This is a genomic window from Azospirillum formosense, assembly GCF_040500525.1.
In the GTDB taxonomy this organism is placed as follows: Bacteria; Pseudomonadota; Alphaproteobacteria; order Azospirillales; family Azospirillaceae; genus Azospirillum; species Azospirillum formosense_A.
In genome coordinates, this window is record NZ_CP159402.1 from 1177501 (window position 1) to 1202499 (window position 24999).

Genomic DNA, 24999 nt, shown 5'->3' on the forward strand with positions numbered 1-24999 from the left:
GAAAAAGTCGGAGATGACCTGTGGCTAGGGGTGAAAGGCCAATCAAACCGGGAAATAGCTGGTTCTCCGCGAAAGCTATTTAGGTAGCGCGTCGGGCGATTGCCCACGGGGGTAGAGCACTGGATGGGCTAGGGGGCCTCGCGGCTTACCAAACCTAACCAAACTCCGAATACCGTGGAGCACAGCCCGGCAGACAGACGGTGGGTGCTAAGGTCCATCGTCGAGAGGGAAACAGCCCAGACCGCCAGCTAAGGTCCCCAAATCACGGCTAAGTGGGAAAGGATGTGGGAAGGCCATGACAACCAGGAGGTTGGCTTAGAAGCAGCCATCCTTTAAAGAAAGCGTAATAGCTCACTGGTCTAGTTAAGCCGGCCTGCGCCGAAAATGTATCGGGGCTCAAGCCGTGTACCGAAGCTGCGGATGTGATCTCTGATCACGTGGTAGCGGAGCGTTCCGTAAGCCTGCGAAGGGTGTCCGTGAGGCCGCCTGGAGGTATCGGAAGTGAGAATGCTGACATGAGTAGCGACAAACAGTGTGAGAAACACTGTCGCCGAAAGTCCAAGGGTTCCTGCGCAAGGTTAATCCACGCAGGGTGAGCCGGCCCCTAAGGCGAGGCCGAAAGGCGTAGTCGATGGGAACCACGTTAATAGTCGTGGGCCAGCGGGTGTGTGACGAATGGGAAAGCGTGTCGGGCCTTATCGGATTGGCCCGGCTGGGGACCCGTTCCAGGAAACAGCCCCCGCATCAGACCGTACCCCAAACCGACACAGGTGGACTGGTAGAGCATACCCAGGCGCTTGAGAGAATGGTGTTGAAGGAACTCGGCAAATTGCCCTCGTAACTTCGGAAGAAGAGGGCCCCGTTGTGGCGCAAGCCATGGCGGGGGGCACAGACCAGGGGGTGGCGACTGTTTACTAAAAACACAGGGCTCTGCGAAGCCGTACAAGGCGACGTATAGGGTCTGACGCCTGCCCGGTGCCGGAAGGTTAAGAGGAGGGGTTCACGCTCCGAATTGAAGCCCCGGTAAACGGCGGCCGTAACTATAACGGTCCTAAGGTAGCGAAATTCCTTGTCGGGTAAGTTCCGACCTGCACGAATGGCGTAACGACTTCCCCGCTGTCTCCAACACCAACTCAGCGAAATTGAACTCTCCGTGAAGATGCGGAGTACCCGCGGTCAGACGGAAAGACCCCGTGCACCTTTACTACAGCTTTGCAGTGGTGCTAGGGATCTCATGTGTAGGATAGGTGGGAGGCTAGGAAGCCCGGGCGCCAGCTCGGGTGGAGCCATCCTTGAAATACCACCCTTGAGGTCTCTGGCATCTAACCGCGCTCCGTTCATCCGGAGCCGGGACCCTGCATGGCGGGTAGTTTGACTGGGGCGGTCGCCTCCCAAAGCGTAACGGAGGCGCGCGATGGTGGGCTCAGAGCGGTCGGAAATCGCTCGTCGAGTGCAATGGCATAAGCCCGCCTGACTGCAAGACAGACAAGTCGAGCAGAGACGAAAGTCGGCCATAGTGATCCGGTGGTTCCATGTGGACGGGCCATCGCTCAACGGATAAAAGGTACGCCGGGGATAACAGGCTGATGACTCCCAAGAGTCCATATCGACGGAGTCGTTTGGCACCTCGATGTCGGCTCATCACATCCTGGGGCTGGAGCAGGTCCCAAGGGTTCGGCTGTTCGCCGATTAAAGTGGTACGTGAGCTGGGTTTAGAACGTCGTGAGACAGTTCGGTCCCTATCTGCCGTGGGTGTCGGAGTTTTGCGAGGATCTGTCCCTAGTACGAGAGGACCGGGATGGACATACCTCTGGTGCACCGGTTGTCACGCCAGTGGCATGGCCGGGTAGCTAAGTATGGACGGGATAACCGCTGAAAGCATCTAAGCGGGAAACCCACCTCTAAACCAGAACTCCCTTGAGAGCCGTGACAGACCATCACGTCGATAGGAGGCATGTGGACGGGCGGCAACGCCTGAAGCTGAGCCTTACTAATCGCTCGATCGGCTTGATCCTTCCCAGTGGCGGCCCGCGCGCAGCGGCAAGCCCTGGACGCAACGAGCCAACACCGCAAGAACGCACAGCAACGTCCTCGATCAACGATACCCCTCTGCCGTCCCGTCCGGATGGTTCGCGTGTGCCTTGGTGACCTGGTGGTCATGGCGAGGTTCCCAACACCCGATCCCATTCCGAACTCGGCCGTGAAACGCCTCAGCGCCGATGGTACTGCGTCTTAAGACGTGGGAGAGTAGGTCGCCGCCAGGTCACCACGGCACACGCCACGCCATCCATGGGCGCGGACGCAGCAAGGCTCAAACACGCTTGACAATCGGCTTCATGAACGACAGGACCGGCGCTTTCCCAACGGGAAGCGCCGGTTTTGCGTTGGGGCCGGGGCACGCGGACGAGGCAAAGCAGGAGGGCTGGGAGAGCGATGCTGACGGAGGATGACGCACCGGATTGCGAAAGCTGCGGGGCCTGCTGCGCCTTTTCCTGGGAATGGCCGACCTTCATCGGTGATTGGGACGGCGACGGGATCATGGAGCATTTGAAGGAGGACGGTCGCATGCGCTGCAACGGCAACCGCTGCGCCGCGCTGAACGGGACTCTTGGCGAGTCGGTTTTCTGCAGCGTCTACGAACACCGCCCCTTGGTGTGTCGTGAGTTCACCGCGGGGAGCGACGCCTGCCACGCCGTCAGGGCCCAGCTGGGGCTGGACCGGTCGGAACCGGAAGACTGAACCACGCGCCGACCCGATGACGCAGGCTGCGCCGACGGTCCTCCTCCGGCGCCGGAGCGATGTCCCAGTCCCAGGCTTGGTCGGGAGGAGGAAGGTCGAGCCCCCACAGGGAATCCTCGCGCTCACGGACCGCGCCGTCCTCCAACCAGAGACTTTCCGTATCGGTGAAGAGACTCGCCTGTTCTGCCATGCGGGCAAGCCAGGTGCGATGCGTCTGCGCCAGGCTTTTGGCAAACCGTTCCCGCTCCGGCCAAGGGGTGGTCGGCGCCTTGCGGTCGATGGCGTCCAAGGGCAGCAGGGGAAGCTGCGACAGGAGATTGCAGGACAGGGCGAAGGCGAAGCGTTCTCCCGGCAGGTCGGGTGGCGAGGGTGAAGGAAGCGGCAACGCGCTGGAGAGGGCGGCGTCCAGCGGGGCCAGCGTTCCGGTGACGTCGAGGGTCATCAGGCGGACATTGGGATGGCGCCGCGCCCGCCGGCGAACGGACCGGCTGTGCAGCATGTCGATCAACACCACCTCGCCGAATCGTTCAGCGAGGGCCGACAGAGGAACCTCGATCAGCAAGCCGGACCCGGCCACCAGCGCCCGCCCGCCCCGTGGCGCCCGGTCCATGGCCTCTTGTGCGAAGCGGCGGCACGCCTCGACATGGGGCGCCCAGGCTCGCCTCTGGCGCCGATGGCGCGCCCCAAGGGCCACCATCTCCGCCAGATAGCCGTAGCGGCGGGCCAGCGGCGGGCAGGGCGTCGTCAGATATTCGAAGGCTTCCCTCAGCATGATCCGTCCCGCTCCGCGCGTCTTGTGCCGGTCCGGAGCTTGACCCGAGGGAACCCCCTTGACCGGAACGGGTGGCAGGGTACCTATGGCGGCATGGTGGAGATCAAGAGGAAAGCGGCCCTGGTCACCGGGGCGGGAAAGCGGATCGGACGCGCCATCGCGCTCGATCTCGCGGCGCGTGGCTGGCGCGTGGGCGTCCATTTCGGGCATTCCCGCAGCGAGGCCGACGCGGTGGTCACGCATATCGTCGGACAGGGCGGCGTTGCGGTGGCGCTTCAAGCCGACCTGGAGCGCGAACTGGACGCGCAGGCGCTGGTGCCCGAAGCGGTCGAACGTTTGGGCACGCTGTCGCTGCTGGTCAACAACGCCTCCCGATTCGAGCGGGACGAGGTGGAGGACGTGACGCGGGAGTCCTGGGACCGCCATATGGAGGCGAACCTCCGGGCCCCCTTCGTTCTGAGCCAAGCCTTCGCGGCGCAGGTGCCCCGTGACATGGAAGGGCTGATCGTCAACATGATCGATCAGCGGGTGTGGAACCTCACCCCCCACTTCATTTCCTACACCCTGTCGAAGGCCGGCCTGTGGACCTTGACCCAGACGCTCGCCATGGCGCTTGCCCCGCGCATACGGGTCAACGCGATCGGGCCGGGGCCGACGTTGAAGAACGTCCGGCAGACCGACGAAGAGTTCGCCGCGCAGCGGGACGCCACTCCGCTGAAGCGTGGCCCGTCGCCGGAGGAGATTTGCGCGGCCCTGCGCTTCCTGATCGACGCGCCGTCGGTCACCGGCCAGATGGTCGCGCTCGACGGTGGCGAGCATTTGGGATGGGCGCAGCCGTCGTTGGGCTTCGTTCCGACGGAATAGGCGTTTCGGCCCAGCGGCGCCATGCCGTTTGGAGCCCCGCGCCCGGATCGGTCGCCCGCCCAAGCAAAAGGACCGCGCGTTGTACACATCCGGCCCCATCGACGCAAGGGGCTGTTTGCACGAACCGGAAAAATAGCGGCACAGCGCCAAACTGCCGTATTGACTCGAGGCGAAATTAGGAAAAACAAAGACTTAGCAGAAATGCTCACTTTTTGTGCATAGCTTTGGAATCCCTTGGGCCGCCTTGGTTCCGTTGGGGTAACCCTTGAGTTATCGACACACTTATCCACAGGAGTCGTGGATATCCCGATGAATGACCGCCGATGGGTGTGTCGTTCGACGTAACCATTCAGGGCAGGGGGTGGTTGATCCATCCCTGGGACCCGACGACATTCGAGACATGGCCGACACCGCAGACACCCCCACGGACCTCGTCCTTCCGGAGACGGATGGCATCGATGCCCCGGGCGCCGACGCTCCAGACGCCGATGCCCCCGGAGCCACGCCGCGCGCACGCCGGCGCCCCGCCGACCTCGCCCGGGGGGCGGAGGTGATCCGCGAGCATCTGAAGACCCTGCCGCAGACGCCCGGCGTCTACCGCATGCTCGCGGGCGACGGGGCCGTGCTCTATGTCGGCAAGGCCAAGAACCTGAAGCGGCGGGTGTTCAACTACACCCAGGTCAACCGTCTGCCCGTGCGGCTGCAGCGCATGGTGTCGGAGACGGAGACCATGGAGTTCGTCACGACCCACACCGAGGTCGAGGCGCTCCTCCTCGAATCCAACCTGATCAAGCGGCTGATGCCGCGCTACAACGTGCTGCTGCGGGACGACAAGACCTTCCCGCACATCATGATCACCAAGGATCATGATTATCCGCAGTTGACCAAGCATCGGGGCGCGCGATCGCGCGACGCCGACTATTTCGGCCCGTTCGCCTCGGCGGGGGCGGTCAACCGGACGATCACGGCGCTCCAGCGCGCCTTCCTGCTGCGCAACTGCGCCGACACGGTCTTCGCCGCGCGCACCCGGCCCTGCCTGCAGTACCAGATCAAGCGCTGCACCGCGCCCTGCGTGGAGCGGGTCAGCCCGGCGGAGTATCAGGCGCAGGTGGATCAGGCCCGCGCCTTCCTGTCCGGCAAGAGCCGGGACATCCAGACCGAGTTCGTCGCGGAGATGACCAAGGCCGCGGAGAACCTCGACTACGAGACCGCCGCCCGCTACCGCGACCGCATCCGGGCCCTGACGGCGGTGCAGGCGCACCAGGACATCAACGTCGAAGGCGTGGTCGAGGATGCCGATGTGATCGCCGCCTACGCGGAAGGCGGGATGACCTGCGTGCAGGTGTTCTTCTTCCGCGGCGGGCGCAACTACGGCAACCGGGCCTATTTCCCCAGCCATGACAAGAGCGCCGAGACCCCGGAGGTGCTGGCCGCCTTCATCGCCCAGTTCTACGAGAACAAGGCCGCCCCCGGCCTCGTCCTGGTCAGCCACGACCTGCCGGAGCAGGAGCTGCTGACCGAGGCCCTGGCGCTGCGCGCCGGCCACCGGGTCGAGTTGGCCGCGCCCAAGCGCGGCGACAAGCGGCGCATCGTCGAACACGCCCTGACCAACGCGCGGGAGGCCCATGGGCGGCGGCTGGCCGAAAGCTCGTCGCAGGCGCGGCTTCTCGACGGGGTGGCGGCGGTCTTCGGGCTGGACGGCCCGCCGCAGCGGATCGAGGTCTACGACAACTCCCACGTCCAGGGCGCCCACGCCATCGGCGCCATGATCGTCGCCGGACCGGAGGGCTTCATCAAGAACGCCTACCGCAAGTTCAACATCAAGACCGAGGGCGCCGCCGGCGACGAATTCGCGATGATGCGCGAGGTCATGGCCCGCCGCTTCGGCCGGGCGATCAAGGAGGACCCGGAGCGGACGCAGGGCACTTGGCCGGATCTGGTGCTGATCGACGGCGGCATCGGGCAGCTCAACATGGCGCTGGGCGTGCTGGCCGATCTGGGGATCGACGACGTGACGCTGGTCGGCATCGCCAAGGGGCCGGACCGCGACGCCGGGCGGGAGCGCTTCTTCATGCCGGACCGGGCGCCGTTCCAGCTGGAAATGCGCGACCCGGTGCTCTATTTCCTGCAACGGCTGCGGGACGAGGCGCACCGCTTCGCCATTGGCACCCATCGGGCGAAGCGCACCAAGGCGTTGGGCAAATCGATGATCGACGAGATTCCTGGAATCGGACCCAGCCGGAAGAAGGCCCTGCTTCACCATTTCGGCAGCGCCGTCGCCGTCTCCCGCGCCGGACTGGCGGATTTGGAGTCGGTCGAAGGGATCAGCAAGACGGTGGCGAAAAAGATATACGATCATTTCCATTCAGACGGTTAGAATGACGCCGCCCGCCGCGCGTTTCCCCCGATTCCAGAGTTGCGACCGATGCTGACCAGCCTGCCGAACCTGCTCACCCTGTCGCGCATCGCGGTGATTCCCGTCGTGGTCGGGCTGTTCTACGTGCCCGAGGCGTGGGCCGCCTACACGGCCTGCGCCCTGTTCGCCGCGGCCTGCATCACCGACTGGTTCGACGGCTATCTGGCCCGCGCCTGGGAGCAGGAAAGCGTCATCGGCAAGTTCCTCGACCCCATCGCGGACAAGCTGCTGGTCGCCGCGACCCTGATCATGCTGGTGGCCTTCGCCCGCCTGTCCGGGCTGTCGGTGCTGGCGGCCGTGGTCATCCTGCTGCGCGAGGTGCTGGTCTCCGGTCTGCGCGAGTATCTGGCCGGGCTGAACGTCGGGGTGCCGGTCACCTGGATGGCCAAGTGGAAGACGACGATCCAGATGGTGGCGATCGGCTTCCTGATTGTCGGCGACTACGGACCGGTCCACATCCCGGTCACGCTGATCGGCACGCTGGGCCTGTGGGTGGCGGCGATCCTCACCTTCGTCACCGGCTGGGACTACATGCGCGCCGGGTTGAAGCACATGATGGCCCACCAGCCCGCCAAGCCGCAAAAGGGCGCTCCGGGCAACCCGGCCCGCACGCCGGGCTGACTCGCGTCTCCTGCGGTCCGATCCGCCGCGGTCTGTATTTTTTCCGGCACATGGCAGAGCGGGCCGCCATTCCGGTTTGTCCGTTCGCATGCCCGTGTGTTTCTGCTATGTGACCGGGGAACGCCCGCGCGGCGACGGGCGGCAAGGCGGAGGATAGAGGCTTCCATGAAGATGTTCGGCCTGACGGGGTGGAGCGGCAGCGGCAAGACGACGCTGATCGTTCGCCTGATCCCGGCGCTGATCCGGCACGGCCTGACCGTTTCGACCATGAAGCACGCGCACAAGGGCTTCGACATCGATCATCGCGGCAAGGACAGCCACAACCACCGCGAGGCCGGCGCCACGGAGGTTCTGGTCAGTTCGCCCCGCCGCTGGGCGCTGATGCACGAGATCCGGAACGACGAGCCGGAGCTGTCCCTGGCGGAACTGCTGCCCAAGATGTCGCCGGTCGATCTGCTGCTGATCGAGGGATTCAAGCGCGAGCCGCACGAGAAGATCGAGGTGTGGCGCGCCTCGGTGGGCAAGCCGCTGATCGCGCGGGACGATCCGAGCATCGTCGCGATCGCCAGCGACGGGCCGGTCCCGGACGCCAAGGTGCCCGTCTTCGACCTGAGCGACGAGGAGGGCATCGCCGCCTTCATCATCGCGCGTTGCGCGCTGGAACGCTGCGGGGCGACGGGGCAGGCTGTCTGAGACGGCGGGCCGTCCGAGCAAGGCGGCCCGATGGCGGTGTGCGGAGGTGGAGTGGAGCGATGGCTCAGCTTAGCGACGATTGCTTCGCCTTCGGCGGGGAGATGATGGCGGTGGACCGGGCGCTGGAGCTTCTCTCCGGCCGCCTCCACCCCGTCACGGAGACCCGCCGGATCGGTCTTGCCGACGCGCTGGGGCATGCGCTGGCTGAGGATGTCGTCGCCCCGTTCAACGTGCCGCCGCACGACAATTCGGCGGTGGACGGCTACGCGGTCTTCTTCGACGACCTGACCCCGGACACGGCGACGCGGCTGCCGGTCACGGCGCGTGTCGCCGCCGGCCATGCGCTGGACCGACCGGGACGGCGCGGCGAGGCGGTGCGCATCTTCACCGGTGCCCCGATGCCCGAAGGCTTCGACACCGTGCTGATGCAGGAGGACTGCAAGGCGGGGGAGGGCACGGTCGTCATTCCCCCCGGCATCCGGCGCGGCGCCAACCGCCGCCGCGCCGGCGAGGACATGGCGCGGGGCAGCACCGTCCTGACCGCCGGCCGCCGGCTGCGGGCGGAGGACATCGGCCTGCTCGCCTCGCTGGGGCGCCGGGAGGTGACGGTGCGCACGGCGCTGCGCGTCGCCGTCTTCTCCACCGGGGACGAGGTGCGGGAGCCGGGCGTGCCGCTGGAGCCCGGCTGCATCTACGACGCCAACCGCTTCGCCCTGATCGCCGCGCTGCGCCAGCTCGGCTGCCGGGTGACCGACCTCGGCATCCTGCCCGACCGCCTCGACGCCGTTCGCGGCGCCTTGGCCGAAGCGGCGGAGACCCATGACGTCCTCATCACCTCCGGCGGCATGTCCACCGGCGAGGAGGACCATGTCAAGGCGGCGGTGGAGGCTCTGGGGGGGCTGCATTTCTGGCGTCTGGCGATCAAGCCGGGGCGCCCGGTGGCCTTGGGCACGGTCAACGCGGGGGCCGGGAGCGCGGTCTTCGTCGGCCTGCCGGGCAACCCGGTGGCGGTGATGGTCACGTTCCTGCGCATCGCCCGGCCGATCCTGCTGCGGCTGATGGGGGCGGCGGACGAGGCGCCCGCCTTGTTCCCGCTGCGCGCCGGCTTTACCTACAAGAAGAAGGTGGGACGGCGCGAGTATGTGCGGGCCACGCTCGCCCGAGCCGCCGACGGGGTTTTGACCGCGGTCAAGCACCCGCGCGACGGGGCGGGCATCCTGTCGTCGATGGTCGAGTCCGACGGGCTCGTCGAACTGCCGGAAGAGATCACCCGCGTCGAACCGGGTATGATCGTGGACTTCCTGCCTTTCAGTGAGGTTCGGTGATGAAGATCCTCTATTTCGCCTGGCTGCGCACCAAGATCGGCGTGGCGACCGAGACGGTGGACCCGCCGGCGGAGGTCCGCGACGTCGGCGCCCTGGTGGACTGGCTGAAGACCCGCAGCGCGAAGCACGCCGACGCGCTCGCCAACAGCACGGTGGTCAAGGTCGCGGTGAACCAGGAGCATGTGCCCTACGATCACCCGGTCGGCTCCGGCGACGAGGTGGCCCTGTTCCCGCCGGTGACCGGCGGCTGAGGAAGGACGTGTTGCCGTGACGGTGAGGGTGCAGAGCGAGGATTTCGACGTCGGGGCCGAACTGGCCGCGCTGACCGGCGGGAAGACGGGAATCGGCGGGGTGACCCTGTTCGTGGGGCTGGTCCGCGACATGGCCGGCGGCGAAGCCGTCAGCGCCATGACGCTGGAGCATTATCCCGGCATGACTGAGCGGCAATTGGAGGCCATCGAGGCCGAGGCGCGGGAGCGCTGGCCGCTGGACGACGCGCTGATCATCCACCGCTACGGGCGGCTGGAGCCGGGCGATCAAATCGTGCTGGTCGCCACCGCCAGCGCCCACCGCGAGGCGGCCTTCGAAAGCTGCCATTTCCTGATCGACTGGCTGAAGACCAAGGCGCCCTTCTGGAAGATGGAAGCCACCCCGGAGGGGGAGCGCTGGGTGGAGGCCAAGGAGTCCGACGACAAGGCGGCGGAGCGCTGGACGAATCCGGCGTGAGGTGAGAGGCAGGGCACAGACGGCGCCCTCCTCGCGATGGTTGGATCCGCTCCCGCGCCAAGCTGTGCGCGCTTGCGGAGTGTCCGATCATGCGAATCCGGTTCCCGCCCGCCGGACTGGTCCTGTTGCTGGGCGCGCTCCTGTCGTGCCCGGTTCATGGGAAGGAGCGGCAAGCAGCGGAGCGGATTCGGGCCGATCCGGTCAGCGGCTGCCGCGTCCGCGACCATGATGTGAGCCGGGGGCGGTCCGTCCGCTGGACCGGCCCCTGCCGCGACGGCTTCGCCCATGGCGCCGGTGTTCTCGAAACGTTCAAGGGCGAGGACCCCGCGGACTGGGTCGAGGCGGACTTCGTCGATGGCCGGGCCGAGGGGCCGGGACGCCGCGGGAGCGAGGATGGGACGATCTTCCAGGGGCGATTCCGGCACGGCCTCGCCACCGGCGTGGGGGTTCTGACCCTGCCGGACGGTCACCGCTACGAGGGAACCTTCGCGTTCGGGCTCCCGACCGGACAGGGGGTGTTCATCGCGTCCATGGGGTTGCGCTACCGCGCCCAGGTCGACCGGGACGGCCGGGTGTGGGCCGGCGCGCTTCTCGGGACGAAGCCTCCCGATCCCATCCAGTCGGCCGAGCGGCCGGAACCGAAGGGCCGGGCGGCGCCGGGAAGCCTGGAGGAGTGGCTGCGCACGCCGCCGTGGGATTACCGCGATCCGGCGCCGGGCGGTGCGAACCGGCGTTGACCAGCCCTGCGCAGGCGGCGTTTGCCAGACGCGCCGCGCCGTGGTGACATCGCGAGCCCCCTTCGGATGACGGCGATGAACTGGCAGACTCTCGGATTCTTCTTCGCGACGGCCTTCGTGCTGTCGATGACCCCCGGCCCCAACATGCTGCTCGCGATGAGCCTTGGCCTGCGCTACGGCGTCCGCCGGGCGGCCTGGGGCGGGCTCGGCATGTGCGTGGCGCTGACGACGATGGCCACCCTGTCGGTGCTGGGCCTCGGCGCCCTGCTGGCGGCGTCGGAGCCGGCCTTCCAGGCGGTGAAATGGGCGGGCGTCGCCTATCTGACCTGGCTCGGCATCGCCGCGTGGCGGGCGCCGGTGCCGGACGGCTCGCCGCGAGTCAGCGGCGCCGCGGCGGCGGAGGAGGCCCCGGCCCATCGCCTGTTCCTGCGCGGGCTGCTGGTCGCCTTCAGCAACCCGAAGGCGCTGGTCTTCATGGCCGCGCTGTTCCCCCAGTTCATCGACCCGGCGGCCCCGCTGGTGCCGCAGCTCGTCGCGCTGGTGGCGATCATGGTGGTGATCGAGTTCGGCTGGATCATGGCTTATGCCACCGGCGGCAACAGCATCGGCGCCCGCCTGACCAGCGGGTCCGCCGCCCGCACCCTCAACCGCCTGACCGGGGGCCTGATGATCGGCGCCGGCGGGCTGCTGGCGCTCGCCCGCCGCCTGTGATCCCTCAGTCCATCCGGCGGAGGGTCGTCTCCAGGCGGCCCTTGCCGGAACGGTCCAGCCAGGTGGCGGACAGGCGCCCGTCCGTCCGGATGCTGTAGCGCAGCACGTTGCGCCCCTTTTCGTCGAAGACCAGCTCGTCGTTCTCGATGCGGCCCTTGCGCTGGGCGCGCTCCATCGGCTGGTCGGCCTCCATGCCCGGCCCCAGCACATAGTCGGCATAGACGGCGTCGCCGTCGACCCGGTCCACCGCCAGCGCGATTTCCCGCCCGTTGATGTAGGCGCCGTACCAGACTCCGAGGAAGGAGCGGGCGCCCGTGCCCGCCGGGGAGGAGGTGCCGCTGCCGGTGCGCGGCTCCGGGGCCGCGGCCCGCATCAGCTCGGCGCTCGGCGTGCGGCCCCAGGATTCGTCGCAGGACGGGTCGCCCCGGCGCGGCGGGGCCTCGGCGAAGCGCAGGATGCAGGCGCCGAAGCGCCGGACGAACATGCCGGTCGTTGCGGCGCCGTGGCCGGTCAACAGGGCCGGCTGATCCACCACGATGTGGTCCAGACCGCGCGAGGACAGGATGCTGCGCGCCGATTCCCCGCGCCCGCCGGGATCGAAATCATCGCCGTGGAAGAAGAACAGCATCACACGCGCGTTGTGGATGCCGCGCAGGATCGGCCAGAGCTGAGCGGCGTTGTCGCGGAAGCTGTCGTAGGAGTCGGAAAAGTTGCCGAAGGCGGCGGGGGCGGTGCCGACGACGGCGTCCACCCGGTCGCTCTGCCCGGCGGCCATCAGCGAGAGGAAGGCGCCGAAGGACTGGCCGGTCAGCACGACCTTGCGGTAGCCGCGGTCCTTCAACTGATCGGCGTAGCCCGCCAGCGCGCGGGAGCTGTTCGGCAGGGTGTCGCTGACGCGCATGCGGTCGAGCCGGAACACGTCCCAGCCCGCATCCTTCATGGTCTTCATGTAGAGCGGGGTGGGGGCGTTCGAATCCTCCACATCCACCGACCGGCCATGGCTCCACACCACCGCGCCGCGGGCCATGGTCGGGCCGAGCAGGGCGCCGTCGCCATAGGCCGGGTTCAGGTGAATCTGGGCCGCCGCCGGCTGCGCCGATCCGAGCATCGCCAACGCCACCACCAATCCAAGCAGCGCCTGTCCGACTGTCCGCCTCATCCTTCCACGCTCCTGTCTGCGGGCGTGGAGAGGGTCCCGGAATATGGTTAACCCAACCTTTCCATCGGGACGCGCGGGGCGTCGTCATGGAACGTTGTCACAGCCTGCCAGCGGTGCGGGGACCCTGCGTCAGAAGGTCTCCCATTGCAAATGCGAATGACTCGCAATTCAGGCGAGAATCGTCTAAGGTCGGTTCCGTCACTTCAGTCGGGAGGGGTCACCATGTGCGATTCGGTGGGCGAGGGGAGGCTGTCCCCCTGGACGGTGTCCGATCTGACGACGGCGGAGCGCGCTCTGCTGACCGGCTTCCGGCAGTGGTTCCGTCACGGAACCGCCGGCGCCATGGCCGCGATGCGGGCCAGCTTCGGCGTCGCCGGCGTGCCTTCGTCGGCACTCCTGCCGCTGTTCGCTCTGCTTGGCACCTTTGCCGTGACCAACGCCGGCCGTCCGTCCTTCCGTTGCCCGTCCTGCTCGCGGGTCGGGATGGATGAGATGGCGGTGCTTGACGCGCTCGCCGCCATGCAGGCCGGGGAAGGCGACGTGACGACCCAGGTCTTCGACCGCTGGCTTCCCCTGGTCGCCCTGACCATGGCCGCGGATTCCGCACGGGAGTTGGCGGACATCCTGGACGGCGCGCGCATCCGCCTGCCGCGGCGCCGCCCGGCCCGGCTCATAGCGCTGGCGGCGGAATGACCGGCGCGAAGCCGGCCCCGGTCTGCCACGCCGCCCGCCGGAGCAGCGGCTTGCGCATGATCCACTGATCGATGGGCACCTGCACCAGTTCGCCGGCCGGGGTGCGGTAGGAATAACGCCCCCGTTCGGTGCCGCGCAGCTCGTAGCCCAGCCGCTCGTAGAAAGGCAGGACCCCGGCGTTGTCCCGGTCCACGCCCAATTCCGCTTCCGAATAGCCATGGTCGAGCGCGGTGCCCTCCGCGGCAGCCATCAGCCGTGTCGCGATGCCGCGGTTGCGGAAGGGCTGGAACACCCGCAAGGCCCACAGCGTCGCGCGACGCAGGTGCCGTTTTCGCTGGAAGTCGATGCAAATCTGGCCGGCGGGGAAGCCGTTGACCTCCGCCACCAGGAGGGCGCCGCTTCCGCGTTCCTGGGCGCGGAACGCCGTGGCGAGGATTTCCCGATGCGGCGTGTGCAGCCCGAACCATTCGAGATCCGGCAGATCGGTCCGGCAGGCCGGGCGAATTGCGACGGGCAGGCTGATGACATCCTGCGACGCGGTGGCGGCGTCCATTCCTCCTCCGGACTTCAAACCATTTGAGGGAGTGAACGGGTCGGCGCAGACGGCGTTCCCCGCGCCCGATGAAAGTCTTGGCAAGCAAAGCCTTCGTGCGAATCGCACAAAGGCGAAAAATTTAGACAAATTGCCTTTTTAAACGGTTCTATTGTCCTGCTTTGACAACCCAAAGAATATGACGATCGTCCTTGTTGACGGATTGGGATGCCTCTTGGTAAGTCTCTAAACGAAATGGGGCGCGGGTGCGCCCGTTCGGTGACGGCGCATGACCCTCAGGCCGAGGGACGGCGCCCGGAGACAGGGGAGGGCGTGCGATGATCAAGATTGTCAACCTGGGACGCACCGGCCTTTTCGTGGCGATGCAGAATGGTGCTCTGACCACCATCGGCGGCCGCACGCACTGGCGTTCGCTCGACGACATCCGTTCGGCCGCCAGCGCGGCGAAGCTCAAGATCAGCGACACGGTTCTTCGCACCGTTCTCTGACGGCAGCGCCCGCGTTCCGAAACAGCGGATCGGTCAATCTGGGGGGCCGGCGGCACGGTTTCAGGCCGCCGGCCCCACGTTGTTTCCGATACCAGCGTTTCGGATACCAGTTGGGCTCCCGCGATCAGCCGGCCCGGACCCGTGCCAGGAAGCGATCGACCTCGGTCCGCAGATTGTTCGATTGGATGGACAGCTCGTTCGTCGCCGACAGGACGCTGCGCGCCTCCGACCCTGTTTCCGACGCCGAGGAATTGACGCGCACGATGGTCTCGCTGACCTCGCGCGTGCCGATCGACGCCTGCTGGACGTTGCGGGCGATTTCGGTGGTGGCGGCACCCTGCTCCTCCATGGCCGAGGCGATGGAGGTCGAAATGTCGTTGATCCGCGCGATGGTTTCCGAAATCGAGCGGATGGCGAGCACCGCGTCCTGCGTTGCCCCCTGCACCGCGCCGATCTGGGAGTTGATCTCCTCCGTCGCCTTGGCGGTTTGGTTGGCGAGGCTCTTCACCTCCGACGCCACGACGGCGAAGCCCTTTCCGGCCTCCCCGGCGCGCGCGGCCTCGATGGTGGCGTTCAAGGCGAGGAGGTTGGTCTGGCTGGCGATGTCGTGGATCAGCTTCACCACCTGACCGATGCGGCTGGCGGCGTCGGCCAACCCCTGCACGGTGGTGTTGGTGCGCTCCGCCTGCGACATGGCCTCGCCGGCGATCGCGGCCGACTGGGTCACCTGATGGCTGATCTCGCCGATGGAGGCGGTCAGCTCCTCCGCGGCCGCAGCGACCGTCTGGATGTTGACGGAAGCCTCCTCCGCGGCGGCCGCGACCTGGGTGGACTGCGCGCTGGTTTCCTCGGCGGTGCGGCTCATGTTCTGGGCGGTGCCCTGAAGCTGGTGCGCGGCGGACGCCACGGCCTGCACGACGCTCTTCACCTCGCGTTCGAACGAGTCGGCGGTGGTGCCCAACTCGCGCGAGATGATCGCGGCGGTGTTCAGGTCGACATAGACCGAGGTCGCCAGATCCATGTCGAGGAAGACCGCCTTGTTGATCGCCTGCATGAGCTGGGCGAGCTTCTCCGGCTTCTTGCGGTAGACCTGATAAGCCAGGTCGATCAGCTTGTTCAGGGTGAAGCAATAGGCGCCTGTGTACCAGCGCGGCTCCAGACCGATGCGCTGGTGGGCCTGCCCGATCTTCAGCACCTGCGCCATGTAGGCGTCGTCGAAGGTGCCGGTGAAGACGTTCTTCAGCCAATGCTGCTTCTGCATGTCGCGCGCCCGGCTGACCACCGTCGGATTGACGAGCAGCGTCGCGACCTGGGGGACCGAGCGCAGGTAGCCGTAGAATTCTTCAAGAATATGATCGATGCGCTGGGCGAGATGGGGTTGGAAGTCCCGAAGGATGGCCTTCGTGGGTTCGTCGATTCGCAAAAAGGAGATTCGGTCGAGAATGGATTGCGTCTGGGCAGAATGCGACATGGATCGACTTCCCCGCGAAAAAAGGTCCGCATCAGATTAGCGTAATTTGTTTTTAATGCAAAGTAACTAACCTGCGGGCGGCACTATGGAGGGTTATGATCGGTGTGAAAACCGGCAGAGTTGTCGCAGGCCGCCAAATCATTAAACGCCGATGAAAATAGAAAACCGGCGGAGCCGTATGGCATCCGCCGGTATGTTGCAAACCGTCGTGAAAAGGACTGTTCGTCTACATCAGGCAGCCATGTGGGCCGGGGCACGGCGCAGGGCCTGGGCGGCGCTCAGGACGGCCTTCTGCAACTTCTCGAAGGCGCGCACCTCGATCTGGCGCACCCGTTCGCGCGACACGCAGAACTGCTGGCTCAACGACTCCAGGGTCGACGGGTCGTCCTTCAGGCGGCGCTCGAAGAGGATGCGGCGCTCGCGGTCGTCCAGACGCTCCAGGGCCTGTCCGACCAGCCGGCGGCGCAGAGCCAACTCGTCGGCATCGGCGATCACGCTTTCCTGGGTCGGACGGTCGTCGGCCAGGAGTTCCAGCCAGTTGGTTTCACCGTCGCTGGACAGGGCGGCGTCGAGCGAGCTGTCGTTGGACGACAGGCGGCGGTTCATCTCCACCACCTCCTGCTCCGGCACGTCCAGCTCGGTGGCGATGGCGGTGACGGTCGAGGGGGACAGGTCGCCCTGCTCCAGCTCCTGCATCTGGCTCTTCAGGCGGCGCAGGTTGAAGAAAAGCTTCTTCTGCGCTGCGGTCGTGCCCATCTTCACCAGCGACCAGCTGTGCAGGATGTATTCCTGGATGGAGGCGCGGATCCACCACGTGGCGTAGGTCGCGAAACGGAAACCGCGTTCCGGATCGAATTTCTGCGCGGCCTGCATCAGGCCCACGTTGCCTTCGGCGACGAGGTCGGGCAGCGGCAGGCCGTAGCCGCCGAAGCCGCGGGCGATCTTGATGACCAGCCGCAGGTGGCTGCCCACGAGACGTTCCAGCGCATGGCCGTTCCCGCGGTCACGCCAGGCGACGGCAAGCTCGCGCTCTTCGTCGGGGGCCAGGATGGGGAACCGCTTCGACTCCTCGACATAGCGGGTCAGGCTGGCGTTTTCACCAGTCAGGAGTTTCTTGAGCACACCGGCCTCCTCTCTCCAACGCTCCACCGTCTCTTGCCGTGGAACCCTTTCGATGGCCGTTCGAGGACGCCCACCGTTTCGGCATTTTTTTTGTGGGGGATTTGCCGAAATTAACCGGGAACACGTCAATCAGACATTGATACTGTGCCGCCACCTCCAAGTTGGATCAAGCCTTGAAACGGCGGTGCAGCAATATTTTTTGGCCTATGTCCGGACTATTCGGGCCTTATGAATGCCGAAAAGATCGGAAGAACTTTTGGAAGATTGGCGAAAAGATGACGATTTTCGTTTGGAGTTAAGGCAGATGCGGTTCTCTCCGCTTGGTCATCACTCGGCCATATGGCTTTATCTTCTGCATAAGCTCTGGCCATACAGGCTAAGGGGATGATCTGCTCGGCCTATGACGTTCTTCAGGGGTTCGGCGGCGACGCGGTCTCCCCCCGCGGCGAAGCCGGTGTTCTCTCCGGTTGCGGACATGCTATTCCAGGTCCGAACAAGGCGAGAGGCCATCCATGCACATCCGCGACAGCCGGCCGGACGATCTGCCCCGCATCCACGCGATTTACACCCACCATGTCCTGACCGGCACGGCCAGCTTCGAGGAGGTGCCGCCAAGCCTGGAGGAACTCGCCCGCCGACGGGACGACGTGCTGTCCCGGGGCATGCCCTATGTCGTTGCGGAGATGGATGGGCGGGTCATAGGATACGCCTATGCCGGTCCTTACCGGCTGCGCACCGCCTATCGCTACTGCGTTGAGGACTCGATCTATCTCGACCCCGACCGTACGGGGCGCGGCGCCGGCCGGGCCTTGCTCGCGGCGGTGATCGACCGCTGCACGGCGGCGGGGTGCCGCCAGATGCTCGCGGTGATCGGCGACAGCGGCAACGCGGCGTCCATCGGCCTGCACCGGAGCCTGGGGTTCGAATCGGCGGGCCTGCTGAAGGCGGTCGGCTTCAAGTTCGGGCGCTGGGTCGACAGCGTCCTGATGCAGCGCCCGCTCGGCCATGGGCAGACGGCTCTGCCCGAGGATCCTTGACGGAATCGTTTCCGGTCGTCGGTCGGCGGGCGCCGAAAGAAAAAGGGCGCATCCTGGGGATGCGCCCGCCGTCGACCGAGGGCAAGGGGCCGGGGATCAGTCCTGCACGACCCGCTTGCGGCCCAGACCGAGCTTCGTGGCCATCTCCGACCGGGCCTTGGCGTAGTTCGGAGCGACCATCGGATATTCCGCCGGCAGATTCCATTTGGCGCGGTAGTCGTCCGGGGACATGTCGTAGACGGTCTTGAGATGCCGCTTCAGCATCTTCAGCTTCTTTCCGTCCTCAAGGCAGATGATGTATTCCGGGGTGACCGACTTCTTGATCGGCACCGCGGGGACCTGCTCGGCCTTGGCCGGCGCGGCCTTTTCCTCGCCCAGGCCGTTGAAGGCCGCCTGGACGTTCAGGATCAGCGCCGGCAGGTCGGCGACCGGCACCGTGTTGTTGCCGACATAGGCCGATACGACCTTGGCGGTCAGGGCCTGCAGTTCCGATGCTTCGATGGTCATGGCCGCGTTCAGCTCCGTTCCCCTGTGAGTCGGCCGTTTTTGAACGGCCTTGGATTGGGCGATGTCGATCAGACGTTCACCACGTCGCGCAATTGCTTGGCCGGCTTGAAGCGCGGCGCTTTGGACGCGGCGATCCGCACCGCCTCGCCGGTGCGCGGGTTGCGCCCCTCGCGGGCGGCGCGCTCGGCCACTTCGAATATGCCGAACCCGGCAAGGCGCACGTCCTCGCCACGGGCGAGCGCCGAAGAGATGCCTTCGAACACCGATTGGACGACCTTCGCCGCGTCGGACTTGCGGATGCCGGCGTTGGTCGCGATGGTCTCGATGAGCTCGGCTTGGTTCATGCGGAACTCCTGGCGCCTTCGCGCGTGTGGATTTTCCCGTGTTCTTGGCAGAACGAATCCATCGGCACAAGAGAGATGGACCGGAAAGCAACCCTAAGTGTATCGAGAGTTATGAATTCTTGCCTTCACTGTGGCTTGGATGCATCAAAAAGACCGTCTTGCACCGTTCAACGGTGCGGCACGACCGGCAAAGGAAGGAAGTTCTCCGGCAAAAGTTGATCGACTCGCGGGAGGCGGTTCTTGAACGGTCGATCGGCAACACCATTTGCGTGGCGTTCGGGTCCGGGCCCCTCTGACGGCTGAGGCGTCAGCCGTGATGTCGGATACCGCTTGAATTCACTGCAGACGCAGCGCAATCAAGTGGGTCTTGTTATGGATTCCCTTATCGCCCCTGTCTTTCTTGATTTCATGGGAAAGCCGGCGTGGGTTTGGCTGACCTTCGTCGGCCTTGTCCTGGCCTTGCTGGCCTTCGATCTCGGCATCCTCAACCGCCGCGACCGTGAGATCGGCGTGAAGGAAAGCCTCCGCCTCTCCGCCTTCTACATCGCCGTCGCCCTGCTGTTCGGCGGCTGGGTCTGGTGGTCGATGGGCGACGCGGCGGCGGCGCAGTACTACACCGGCTTCTTCATCGAGAAGAGCCTGTCGCTCGACAACGTCTTCGTCATATCGCTGATCTTCACCTACTTCGCGGTTCCGCGCGCCTACCAGCACCGCGTGCTGTTCTGGGGCATCCTGGGCGTGATCGTGATGCGCGGCCTGATGATCGCCGCCGGCGCCGCCCTGGTCAGCGAGTTCCACTGGGTGCTCTACGTCTTCGGCGCCTTCCTGCTGCTCACCGGCGTGAAGATGCTGTTCGCCGTGGACAAGGAGCCGAACCTCGCCGAGAATCCGGCGCTGCGCTTCCTGAACCGGCACCTGAGGATCACCGACGGCTTCCGAGGCCAGAGGTTCTTCGTCCGCGAGACCGGGCCGGACGGGCGCACCGCGCTCTACGCCACGCCGCTGTTCCTGGCGCTGATGATGGTCGAGTTCGCCGACCTGATCTTCGCGGTGGACAGCGTCCCGGCGATCTTCGCCATCACCACCGACCCCTACATCATCTACACCAGCAACATCTTCGCCATCCTCGGCCTGCGCGCGCTGTACTTCGCGCTGGCGGCGATGGTCCACCGCTTCCGTTACCTGAAATACGCGCTGGCGCTGGTGCTGGTCTTCATCGGCGGCAAGATCTTCTACACCCAGTTCTTCGGCAAGCCGGACCCGCTGGTCTCGCTTGGGGTGACGCTGACGCTGATCGCCGGCGGCGTGGTCGTTTCGCTTCTCAAGACGCGCAGCGAGGCGAAGCGGCTGCCGGCGGAATGACCCCGGTCAGCCGGTGAAGCCCAGGCGCTTCAGGGCGGCGATGCTCTCCTTCGCGCTGGTGTGGAGGATGAAGTCGCCGCCCGCCTGGGTCCAGGGGGCGCGGGCCTTCTCGCGGTCGTCCACCAGAACGGTGCCCGGCCCGCCGTGCCGGTGCTTGTCGCGGGCCATGCAGGTGATGACCCGCACATGGGGCCCCAGCATGTGGGCGACCCAGCGCCGCTTCTGTTCCGGCGCCCAGGAGCCGAGCGGCAGGCCGGTCAGGATGGTCGGTCCGTAAGGCTCGCAGAAACGCCAGAGGTCCTGCGCGTCGTGCATGAACTCCAGCGTTCCGAAGAAGTCGGGGTGGCGCGACAGTTCCCGCCACATGACCTTCATCGGGATCTCCTCCGGGCGCTTGCCGGTGACCGCCTTCACGCCGCGGTCGAAGTCGGCCAGAACGCCGTCGAGGTCGAGGAACAGCTTGGGTCTCTGCATCGTCCAGCCTGTCTTTCCCTGCCGATCCCGCCCTGTATTCCCGGGAGGGCGCCCGAAGAATACCGGTCGCGCGGAACCTTCGCCAGCCGGTCGGGTTGCACCCGAAGGCATAGGCGCACGGCTTCGGTGCGGCAGGGGGATACGGATGACGGTCATAGGCATTTCAGGATCTTACGGCGGCCTGAATCTGGGCGACGAGGCGATCCTCACCTCGGCCATCGAGCAACTCCGCAGCACGGTGCCGGGGGTCGAGGTGGTGGTCTTCTCGCGCAACGCCGCCCACACGCGCGAGAACCATGCGGTGGACCGCGTCCTGAACCCGCGGGAAGCCATGAAGGACGAGATCACCCCGGAGGTGGAGCGGCTCGACCTGCTGCTCCTGGGCGGCGGCGGCATCCTCTACGACAGCGAGGCGCAGACCTACCTGCGCGAGGTCACCATCGCGCAGAGGCTGGGGGTGCCGACCTACACCTTCGCCATCGGCGTCGGCCCGCTGAGGGACCGGGTGGAGCGCGACGCGGTGCGCGAGGGGCTCGACCGCATGACCGGCATCACCGTCCGCGAACCGAGCGCCAAGCGGCTGATCGAGGAGATCGGCGTGCAGGTTCCCGTGACGGTCACCGCCGATCCGGCGCTTCTGCTCAAGCCGGAACCCTTCACCGAGGAGATGCTGGCCGAGGCCGGCATCCCGCGGGGCCGCCCGCTGGTCGGCCTGTCGGTGCGCGAGCAGGGCGCCGCCGCCCCCGAACTCACCGACGCGGCCTACCACCAGCTTCTGGCCGAGGCGGCGGACTACATCGTGCAGCGTTTCGGCGCCGACGTGGTGTTCGTTCCGATGGAGCGCGCCGACGTGCGGGAGGCGCACCGCGTCATGGGCCGCATGGCCGTGTCGGAGCGCGCCCATCTGCTACAGTACCGCTACACGCCCCGCCAGATCATCGGGCTGATGGATCATTTCGAGATGGCCGTGGGGATGCGGCTGCATTTCCTGATCTTCGCGGCCGTCACCGGTACGCCGCTGATCGCTCTGCCCTACGCCTCCAAGGTGTCGGATTTCCTGTCCTCGGTCGGGTTGGAGCCGCGGGCGACCGTGTCCCACACCACCGCCGGGACCTTCCTCGCCGACCTCGACCGCCTGTGGGACCACCGCGCGGAGCAGAAGGGTCTGCTGCGCGACCGGATTCCCGTACTGATGGAACGCGCCCGCGAAACGGCGCCGCTGGCACTGCGGACGGTGGCCCCGCGCGCCGAACCGGCGGTGGAGCCGGCGGAATGATGGTCGGCGGAATGACGAAAGGAGCCAGTCTTGCCCGTTCTGCCCTGTCCCCCGAACCCTGAATCGGTCACGCTGCCGCCGCGCCGCGCCATGAAGGTGGCGCGCTGCAACGTCCTCGTCGTCGGCGGCGGCCCCGCCGGCATGGGGGCGGCCATCGGCGCCGCCCAGTCGGGGGCCGAGACGATCCTGGTGGAGCGCTACGGCTTCCTCGGCGGCAACGCCACGGCGGCGCTCGTCATGCCCTGGATGAGCTTCTACACCCAGCGCGGTTCGGTGGCCGTGGTGGACAACACACGGCTGATGCCGCAGGACCATGGCCCCGGCGAGCCGGTCGTGGGCGGGGCCCTGGCCGTCTTCCTGGGACGGCTCTACACCAACCAGGGCGCCATCCCGCCCTCGCCGGACACCGGATTCACCGTTCCCTTCGACCCGGAGGTGCTCAAGATCACCGCGCAGCAGATCCTCGACGAGGCCGGGGTGAAGGTGCTGCTGCACGCCTTCGCCTCCACCGTCCTCGGCGAGCCGGGCAAGCCCGACGCGGTGGTTTTCGAGACGAAGTCCGGCCCGGTGGTCATCGAGGCCGACGTGATCGTCGACTGCACCGGCGACGGCGACATCGCGGCGCTGGCCGGCTGCGACTACGAGGTCGGGCGGGAGGAGGACGGGCTGACCCAGCCCATGACGCTGATGTTCCGCATGGTCGGTTTCGACCACGACGCCTTCAACGGCTATGTGCGCGAGCATCCGACGCAATGGCGCGGCGTGCACGGGCTGTGGGACCTTGTCTCCAAGGCCACGGCCAACGGCGACCTCGATCTGGCGCGCGAGGACATCCTGTTCTTCGCCACCACCCACCCCGGCGAGATCGCCCTGAACTGCACGCGGGTCACCGGCGCGCTGGGCACCAACGTCTTCGACCTGACCCGCGCGGAGTGGGAGAGCCACCGGCAGGCCGCGCAGATCGCCAACTTCCTGCGCAAATACGCCCCCGGCTTCGCCGACGCCTACACCTGCCAGACCGGCACCGGAATCGGCATCCGCGAGACGCGGCGCATCGTCGGCGATTACGCCATGACCGCGGACGACGTGCTGGGCGCGGCGAAGTTCAAGGACGCCATCGCGCGCGGCACCTACCCGGTGGACATCCACAGCCCGACCGGCCGCGGCACGGTGCTGAAGCGCGTGCCCTCGGGCGAATGGTACGAGGTGCCGATGCGCGCCCTGCTGCCCAAGGGGATGGAGAAGCTGCTGGTGGCGGGCCGCTGCATCTCCGGCAGCCATGAGGCCCACTCCTCCTACCGGGTGACGCCCACCTGCATGGCGACGGGGCAGGCCGCCGGGGTCTGCGCCTCGATGGCGGCGCGGCGGGGCGAGCGCACCCGCGACATCCCGGTCGGCGCCATCCAGCGCGAGCTGCTGCGCCAGGGCGCCCTGCTGCGCGAGCCGGAGGCGTAGGCCCGCGACGGGAGGTCAGCGCATCGCGAAGAGTTCCTGGTGGAAGCGTTGCTCCACCGGCAGGCCATGGCTCGCGAAGTCCCGCCGCAGCGCCTCCCCGAAGCCCGCCGGGCCGCAGAACCAGACGCTGGCGTCACGCCACCCCGGCACCAGGGAACGGATGCGCTCGCCGCTCAGGCGGCCGTCGCGCTCGTCCACCAGGACATGGAGGCGGACTCCCGCCGCCGCCGCGTCGGCGGTGAGCTTTGCGATCGCCTCCTCGTCATACTCGCCGGTGGTGTGGAAGAAATCGATGGTTTGCCGCGGCCGTTCCGGAAGGGCCGCCAGGAACTTCATGCGGGCGATGAAGGGCGTGACGCCGATGCCGCCACCCACCCAGATCTGATGCGGGCAGGAATCGTCGAAGGTGAAGCAGCCGTAGGGTCCCTCCACCATCACCGCCTGGCTGACCGCCAGCCGTTCCCGCAGCCGCCGTGTGTGGTCGCCCAGTTCCTTGACCACGAAGGTGATCCGGCGCTCGGCGTCGTTCCAGGCCGAGGCGATGGTGTAGGGGTGGGCGCCCTCCGCCCTGTCCGAGGTGGCGAAGGCGAACTGGCCCGCCTTGTGGCCCGGCCAGCCTTGCGGAACGTCGATGGCGATCTCCAGAGTGCGCACGCCCGGAAAGTAGTGAAGCGCATCGATCGTACCGGGAACCCGCCGGTCGGCGGCGACCCGGCCGAGCAGCACGACGACGGCGGCCCAGGCGCTGGCGGCGAGCAGCAGGGCCATCACCCAGCCGATGGGCGCGCTCCAGTAGGCGAAGTCGGTCAGCACGACGGCGTGAAAGACCAGCACGAGGTACGTCATCGCCAGCAGGCGGTGCGTCTTGAAGAACAGCCGGTAGGGAAGGCGCTTGAACAGGGCCAGCGCGATCAGCAGGACCGCCGCGTAGAAGGCCCATTCGCCGAGCCATTCGGCGGTGCCGCGCAGGCTGCGGAGCGCCTGTTCGAGCGAACTGTCGGGAATCGCCCGCGGTCCCCGCTGCGGTCGGGCCAGCCACCCCCAGCCCGCCGCCCATTTCGGTCCCTGGGCCCACAACCAATGGACGACGGCCGCGACGAGGCCGGCGATGCCGAGCCATTTGTGCAGGCGGTACATCTTGTCGAGGCCGCCGAACCATGCCTCCGGCCAGCGCGGCCGCAGCGCCAGGATCATCGCCACGGCCATGCAGCCCATGGCAATGATTCCGCTGTATTGAACCAATTGGGCGCGAAGACCGAAAAAGCTGTCCGCCAAAAACACGCCGGGCTCGGCGGCAATCCATAAAATCGTGAGAAGGGCTAAAATCCACCATAAAGACAGTTTGATTGTTTTCATGGCGACATCCTCCGTGTCGGCCACCGTCAAGGTGTGGATGGAGGGATGTTTTGCGATCGCCCTTCCGGTGACAAGCCGATTCCGATCATCGCAGCCAT

Annotated in this window: 25 protein-coding genes and 2 rRNA genes (1 of these 27 only partly in view); 18 read left to right on the forward strand and 9 right to left on the reverse strand. The window is 66.7% G+C overall.

The features are described from left to right. The 3 genes from ABVN73_RS05575 to ABVN73_RS05585 all read left to right on the forward strand — a co-directional run. Positions 1-2015, forward strand: a 23S ribosomal RNA gene (locus ABVN73_RS05575) (it extends 732 nt beyond the left edge of the window). Positions 2016-2148: 133 nt separating this feature from the next. Beyond that, positions 2149-2264, forward strand: a 5S ribosomal RNA gene (rrf, locus tag ABVN73_RS05580). Positions 2265-2433: 169 nt separating this feature from the next. After that, positions 2434-2739 carry a YkgJ family cysteine cluster protein gene (locus ABVN73_RS05585; RefSeq protein WP_353859281.1) on the forward strand — a complete coding sequence of 102 codons (306 nt, stop codon included), beginning with the start codon at positions 2434-2436 and terminating at the stop codon, positions 2737-2739. Here ABVN73_RS05585 and ABVN73_RS05590 read toward each other — a convergent pair. After that, complete coding sequence (locus ABVN73_RS05590) at positions 2696-3511, reverse strand: hypothetical protein (protein WP_353859282.1); 816 nt, start codon at positions 3509-3511, stop codon at positions 2696-2698. The genes ABVN73_RS05585 and ABVN73_RS05590 overlap by 44 nt on opposite strands. A 93-nt stretch (positions 3512-3604) precedes the next feature. Here ABVN73_RS05590 and ABVN73_RS05595 point away from each other — a divergent pair, with 93 nt between their 5' ends. The 9 genes from ABVN73_RS05595 to ABVN73_RS05635 all read left to right on the forward strand — a co-directional run bounded on the left by ABVN73_RS05595 (position 3605) and on the right by ABVN73_RS05635 (position 11604). Beyond that, the gene (locus tag ABVN73_RS05595) at positions 3605-4375 is read left to right on the forward strand and encodes an SDR family oxidoreductase (RefSeq protein ID WP_353859283.1); all 771 of its coding nucleotides are present in this window, start codon (positions 3605-3607) and stop codon (positions 4373-4375) included. Positions 4376-4775: 400 nt separating this feature from the next. After that, on the forward strand, positions 4776-6752 hold the full coding sequence (uvrC, locus tag ABVN73_RS05600) for an excinuclease ABC subunit UvrC (protein WP_353859284.1): 1977 nt from the start codon (positions 4776-4778) through the stop codon (positions 6750-6752). A gap of 48 nt (positions 6753-6800) precedes the next feature. Continuing rightward, positions 6801-7412, forward strand: coding sequence for a CDP-diacylglycerol--glycerol-3-phosphate 3-phosphatidyltransferase (gene pgsA, locus ABVN73_RS05605; RefSeq protein WP_114860597.1), 612 nt, complete (start codon positions 6801-6803; stop codon positions 7410-7412). 165 nt (positions 7413-7577) lie between these two features. Next, positions 7578-8105 carry a molybdopterin-guanine dinucleotide biosynthesis protein B gene (mobB, locus tag ABVN73_RS05610; RefSeq protein ID WP_353859285.1) on the forward strand — a complete coding sequence of 176 codons (528 nt, stop codon included), beginning with the start codon at positions 7578-7580 and terminating at the stop codon, positions 8103-8105. Positions 8106-8164: 59 nt separating this feature from the next. Beyond that, complete coding sequence (glp, locus tag ABVN73_RS05615; RefSeq protein ID WP_353859286.1) at positions 8165-9430, forward strand: gephyrin-like molybdotransferase Glp; 1266 nt, start codon at positions 8165-8167, stop codon at positions 9428-9430. Continuing rightward, on the forward strand, positions 9430-9681 hold the full coding sequence (gene moaD / locus ABVN73_RS05620; protein ID WP_353859287.1) for a molybdopterin converting factor subunit 1: 252 nt from the start codon (positions 9430-9432) through the stop codon (positions 9679-9681). Before glp ends, moaD begins: the two co-directional genes overlap by 1 nt. Positions 9682-9697: 16 nt before the next feature. Next, positions 9698-10156, forward strand: coding sequence for a molybdopterin synthase catalytic subunit MoaE (moaE, locus tag ABVN73_RS05625; RefSeq protein ID WP_353859288.1), 459 nt, complete (start codon positions 9698-9700; stop codon positions 10154-10156). Between the two features lie 89 nt (positions 10157-10245). Beyond that, positions 10246-10893, forward strand: a complete 648-nt coding sequence (locus ABVN73_RS05630) for a hypothetical protein (RefSeq protein WP_353859289.1) — start codon at positions 10246-10248, stop codon at positions 10891-10893. A 75-nt stretch (positions 10894-10968) separates the two neighbouring features. Further along, positions 10969-11604, forward strand: coding sequence for a LysE family transporter (locus ABVN73_RS05635; protein WP_353859290.1), 636 nt, complete (start codon positions 10969-10971; stop codon positions 11602-11604). A 4-nt stretch (positions 11605-11608) separates the two neighbouring features. On the opposite strand, the gene ABVN73_RS05640 is transcribed toward ABVN73_RS05635, so the two are convergent. Then, the gene (locus ABVN73_RS05640; RefSeq protein WP_353859291.1) at positions 11609-12763 is read right to left on the reverse strand and encodes an alpha/beta hydrolase; all 1155 of its coding nucleotides are present in this window, start codon (positions 12761-12763) and stop codon (positions 11609-11611) included. Between the two features lie 222 nt (positions 12764-12985). On the opposite strand from ABVN73_RS05640, the gene ABVN73_RS05645 reads away from it, so the two are divergent. Further along, positions 12986-13456, forward strand: a complete 471-nt coding sequence (locus ABVN73_RS05645; RefSeq protein ID WP_353859292.1) for a hypothetical protein — start codon at positions 12986-12988, stop codon at positions 13454-13456. Here ABVN73_RS05645 and ABVN73_RS05650 read toward each other — a convergent pair. Next, the gene (locus ABVN73_RS05650) at positions 13434-14009 is read right to left on the reverse strand and encodes a GNAT family N-acetyltransferase (RefSeq protein WP_353859293.1); all 576 of its coding nucleotides are present in this window, start codon (positions 14007-14009) and stop codon (positions 13434-13436) included. The two genes, ABVN73_RS05645 and ABVN73_RS05650, sit on opposite strands and share 23 nt — an antisense overlap. A gap of 317 nt (positions 14010-14326) precedes the next feature. On the opposite strand from ABVN73_RS05650, the gene ABVN73_RS05655 reads away from it, so the two are divergent. Beyond that, positions 14327-14497, forward strand: a complete 171-nt coding sequence (locus ABVN73_RS05655) for a hypothetical protein (RefSeq protein WP_353859294.1) — start codon at positions 14327-14329, stop codon at positions 14495-14497. Positions 14498-14621: 124 nt separating this feature from the next. Here ABVN73_RS05655 and ABVN73_RS05660 read toward each other — a convergent pair whose 3' ends face one another. Together ABVN73_RS05660 and rpoH are read right to left on the reverse strand one after the other, a co-directional pair. Then, the gene (locus ABVN73_RS05660) at positions 14622-15968 is read right to left on the reverse strand and encodes a globin-coupled sensor protein (protein WP_353859295.1); all 1347 of its coding nucleotides are present in this window, start codon (positions 15966-15968) and stop codon (positions 14622-14624) included. A 231-nt stretch (positions 15969-16199) separates the two neighbouring features. Next, positions 16200-17090, reverse strand: a complete 891-nt coding sequence (gene rpoH / locus ABVN73_RS05665) for an RNA polymerase sigma factor RpoH (protein WP_137138487.1) — start codon at positions 17088-17090, stop codon at positions 16200-16202. A 467-nt stretch (positions 17091-17557) separates the two neighbouring features. On the opposite strand from rpoH, the gene ABVN73_RS05670 reads away from it, so the two are divergent. Next, entirely contained in the window at positions 17558-18127 is a 570-nt protein-coding gene (locus tag ABVN73_RS05670) for an N-acetyltransferase family protein (protein ID WP_353859296.1), read from the forward strand. A 96-nt stretch (positions 18128-18223) separates the two neighbouring features. Here the strand turns inward: ABVN73_RS05670 and ABVN73_RS05675 are convergent, their stop codons facing one another. Together ABVN73_RS05675 and ABVN73_RS05680 are read right to left on the reverse strand one after the other, a co-directional pair. After that, positions 18224-18634 (reverse strand): MucR family transcriptional regulator, encoded by a 411-nt coding sequence (locus tag ABVN73_RS05675; RefSeq protein WP_353859297.1) that lies wholly within the window; start codon positions 18632-18634, stop codon positions 18224-18226. 68 nt (positions 18635-18702) lie between these two features. Further along, entirely contained in the window at positions 18703-19029 is a 327-nt protein-coding gene (locus ABVN73_RS05680; RefSeq protein ID WP_353859465.1) for an HU family DNA-binding protein, read from the reverse strand. Positions 19030-19350: 321 nt separating this feature from the next. On the opposite strand from ABVN73_RS05680, the gene ABVN73_RS05685 reads away from it, so the two are divergent. Then, positions 19351-20340, forward strand: a complete 990-nt coding sequence (locus ABVN73_RS05685) for a TerC family protein (protein WP_353859298.1) — start codon at positions 19351-19353, stop codon at positions 20338-20340. 6 nt (positions 20341-20346) lie between these two features. Here ABVN73_RS05685 and ABVN73_RS05690 read toward each other — a convergent pair whose 3' ends face one another. Next, the gene (locus ABVN73_RS05690) at positions 20347-20814 is read right to left on the reverse strand and encodes a hypothetical protein (RefSeq protein WP_353859299.1); all 468 of its coding nucleotides are present in this window, start codon (positions 20812-20814) and stop codon (positions 20347-20349) included. Positions 20815-20959: 145 nt separating this feature from the next. Here ABVN73_RS05690 and ABVN73_RS05695 point away from each other — a divergent pair, with 145 nt between their 5' ends. Continuing rightward, the gene (locus tag ABVN73_RS05695) at positions 20960-22090 is read left to right on the forward strand and encodes a polysaccharide pyruvyl transferase family protein (RefSeq protein ID WP_353859300.1); all 1131 of its coding nucleotides are present in this window, start codon (positions 20960-20962) and stop codon (positions 22088-22090) included. A gap of 30 nt (positions 22091-22120) precedes the next feature. Next, positions 22121-23545, forward strand: a complete 1425-nt coding sequence (locus ABVN73_RS05700; protein ID WP_353859301.1) for an FAD-dependent oxidoreductase — start codon at positions 22121-22123, stop codon at positions 23543-23545. A gap of 15 nt (positions 23546-23560) precedes the next feature. Here ABVN73_RS05700 and ABVN73_RS05705 read toward each other — a convergent pair whose 3' ends face one another. After that, entirely contained in the window at positions 23561-24901 is a 1341-nt protein-coding gene (locus ABVN73_RS05705; protein WP_353859302.1) for a ferric reductase-like transmembrane domain-containing protein, read from the reverse strand. Positions 24902-24999: the final 98 nt, after the last annotated feature.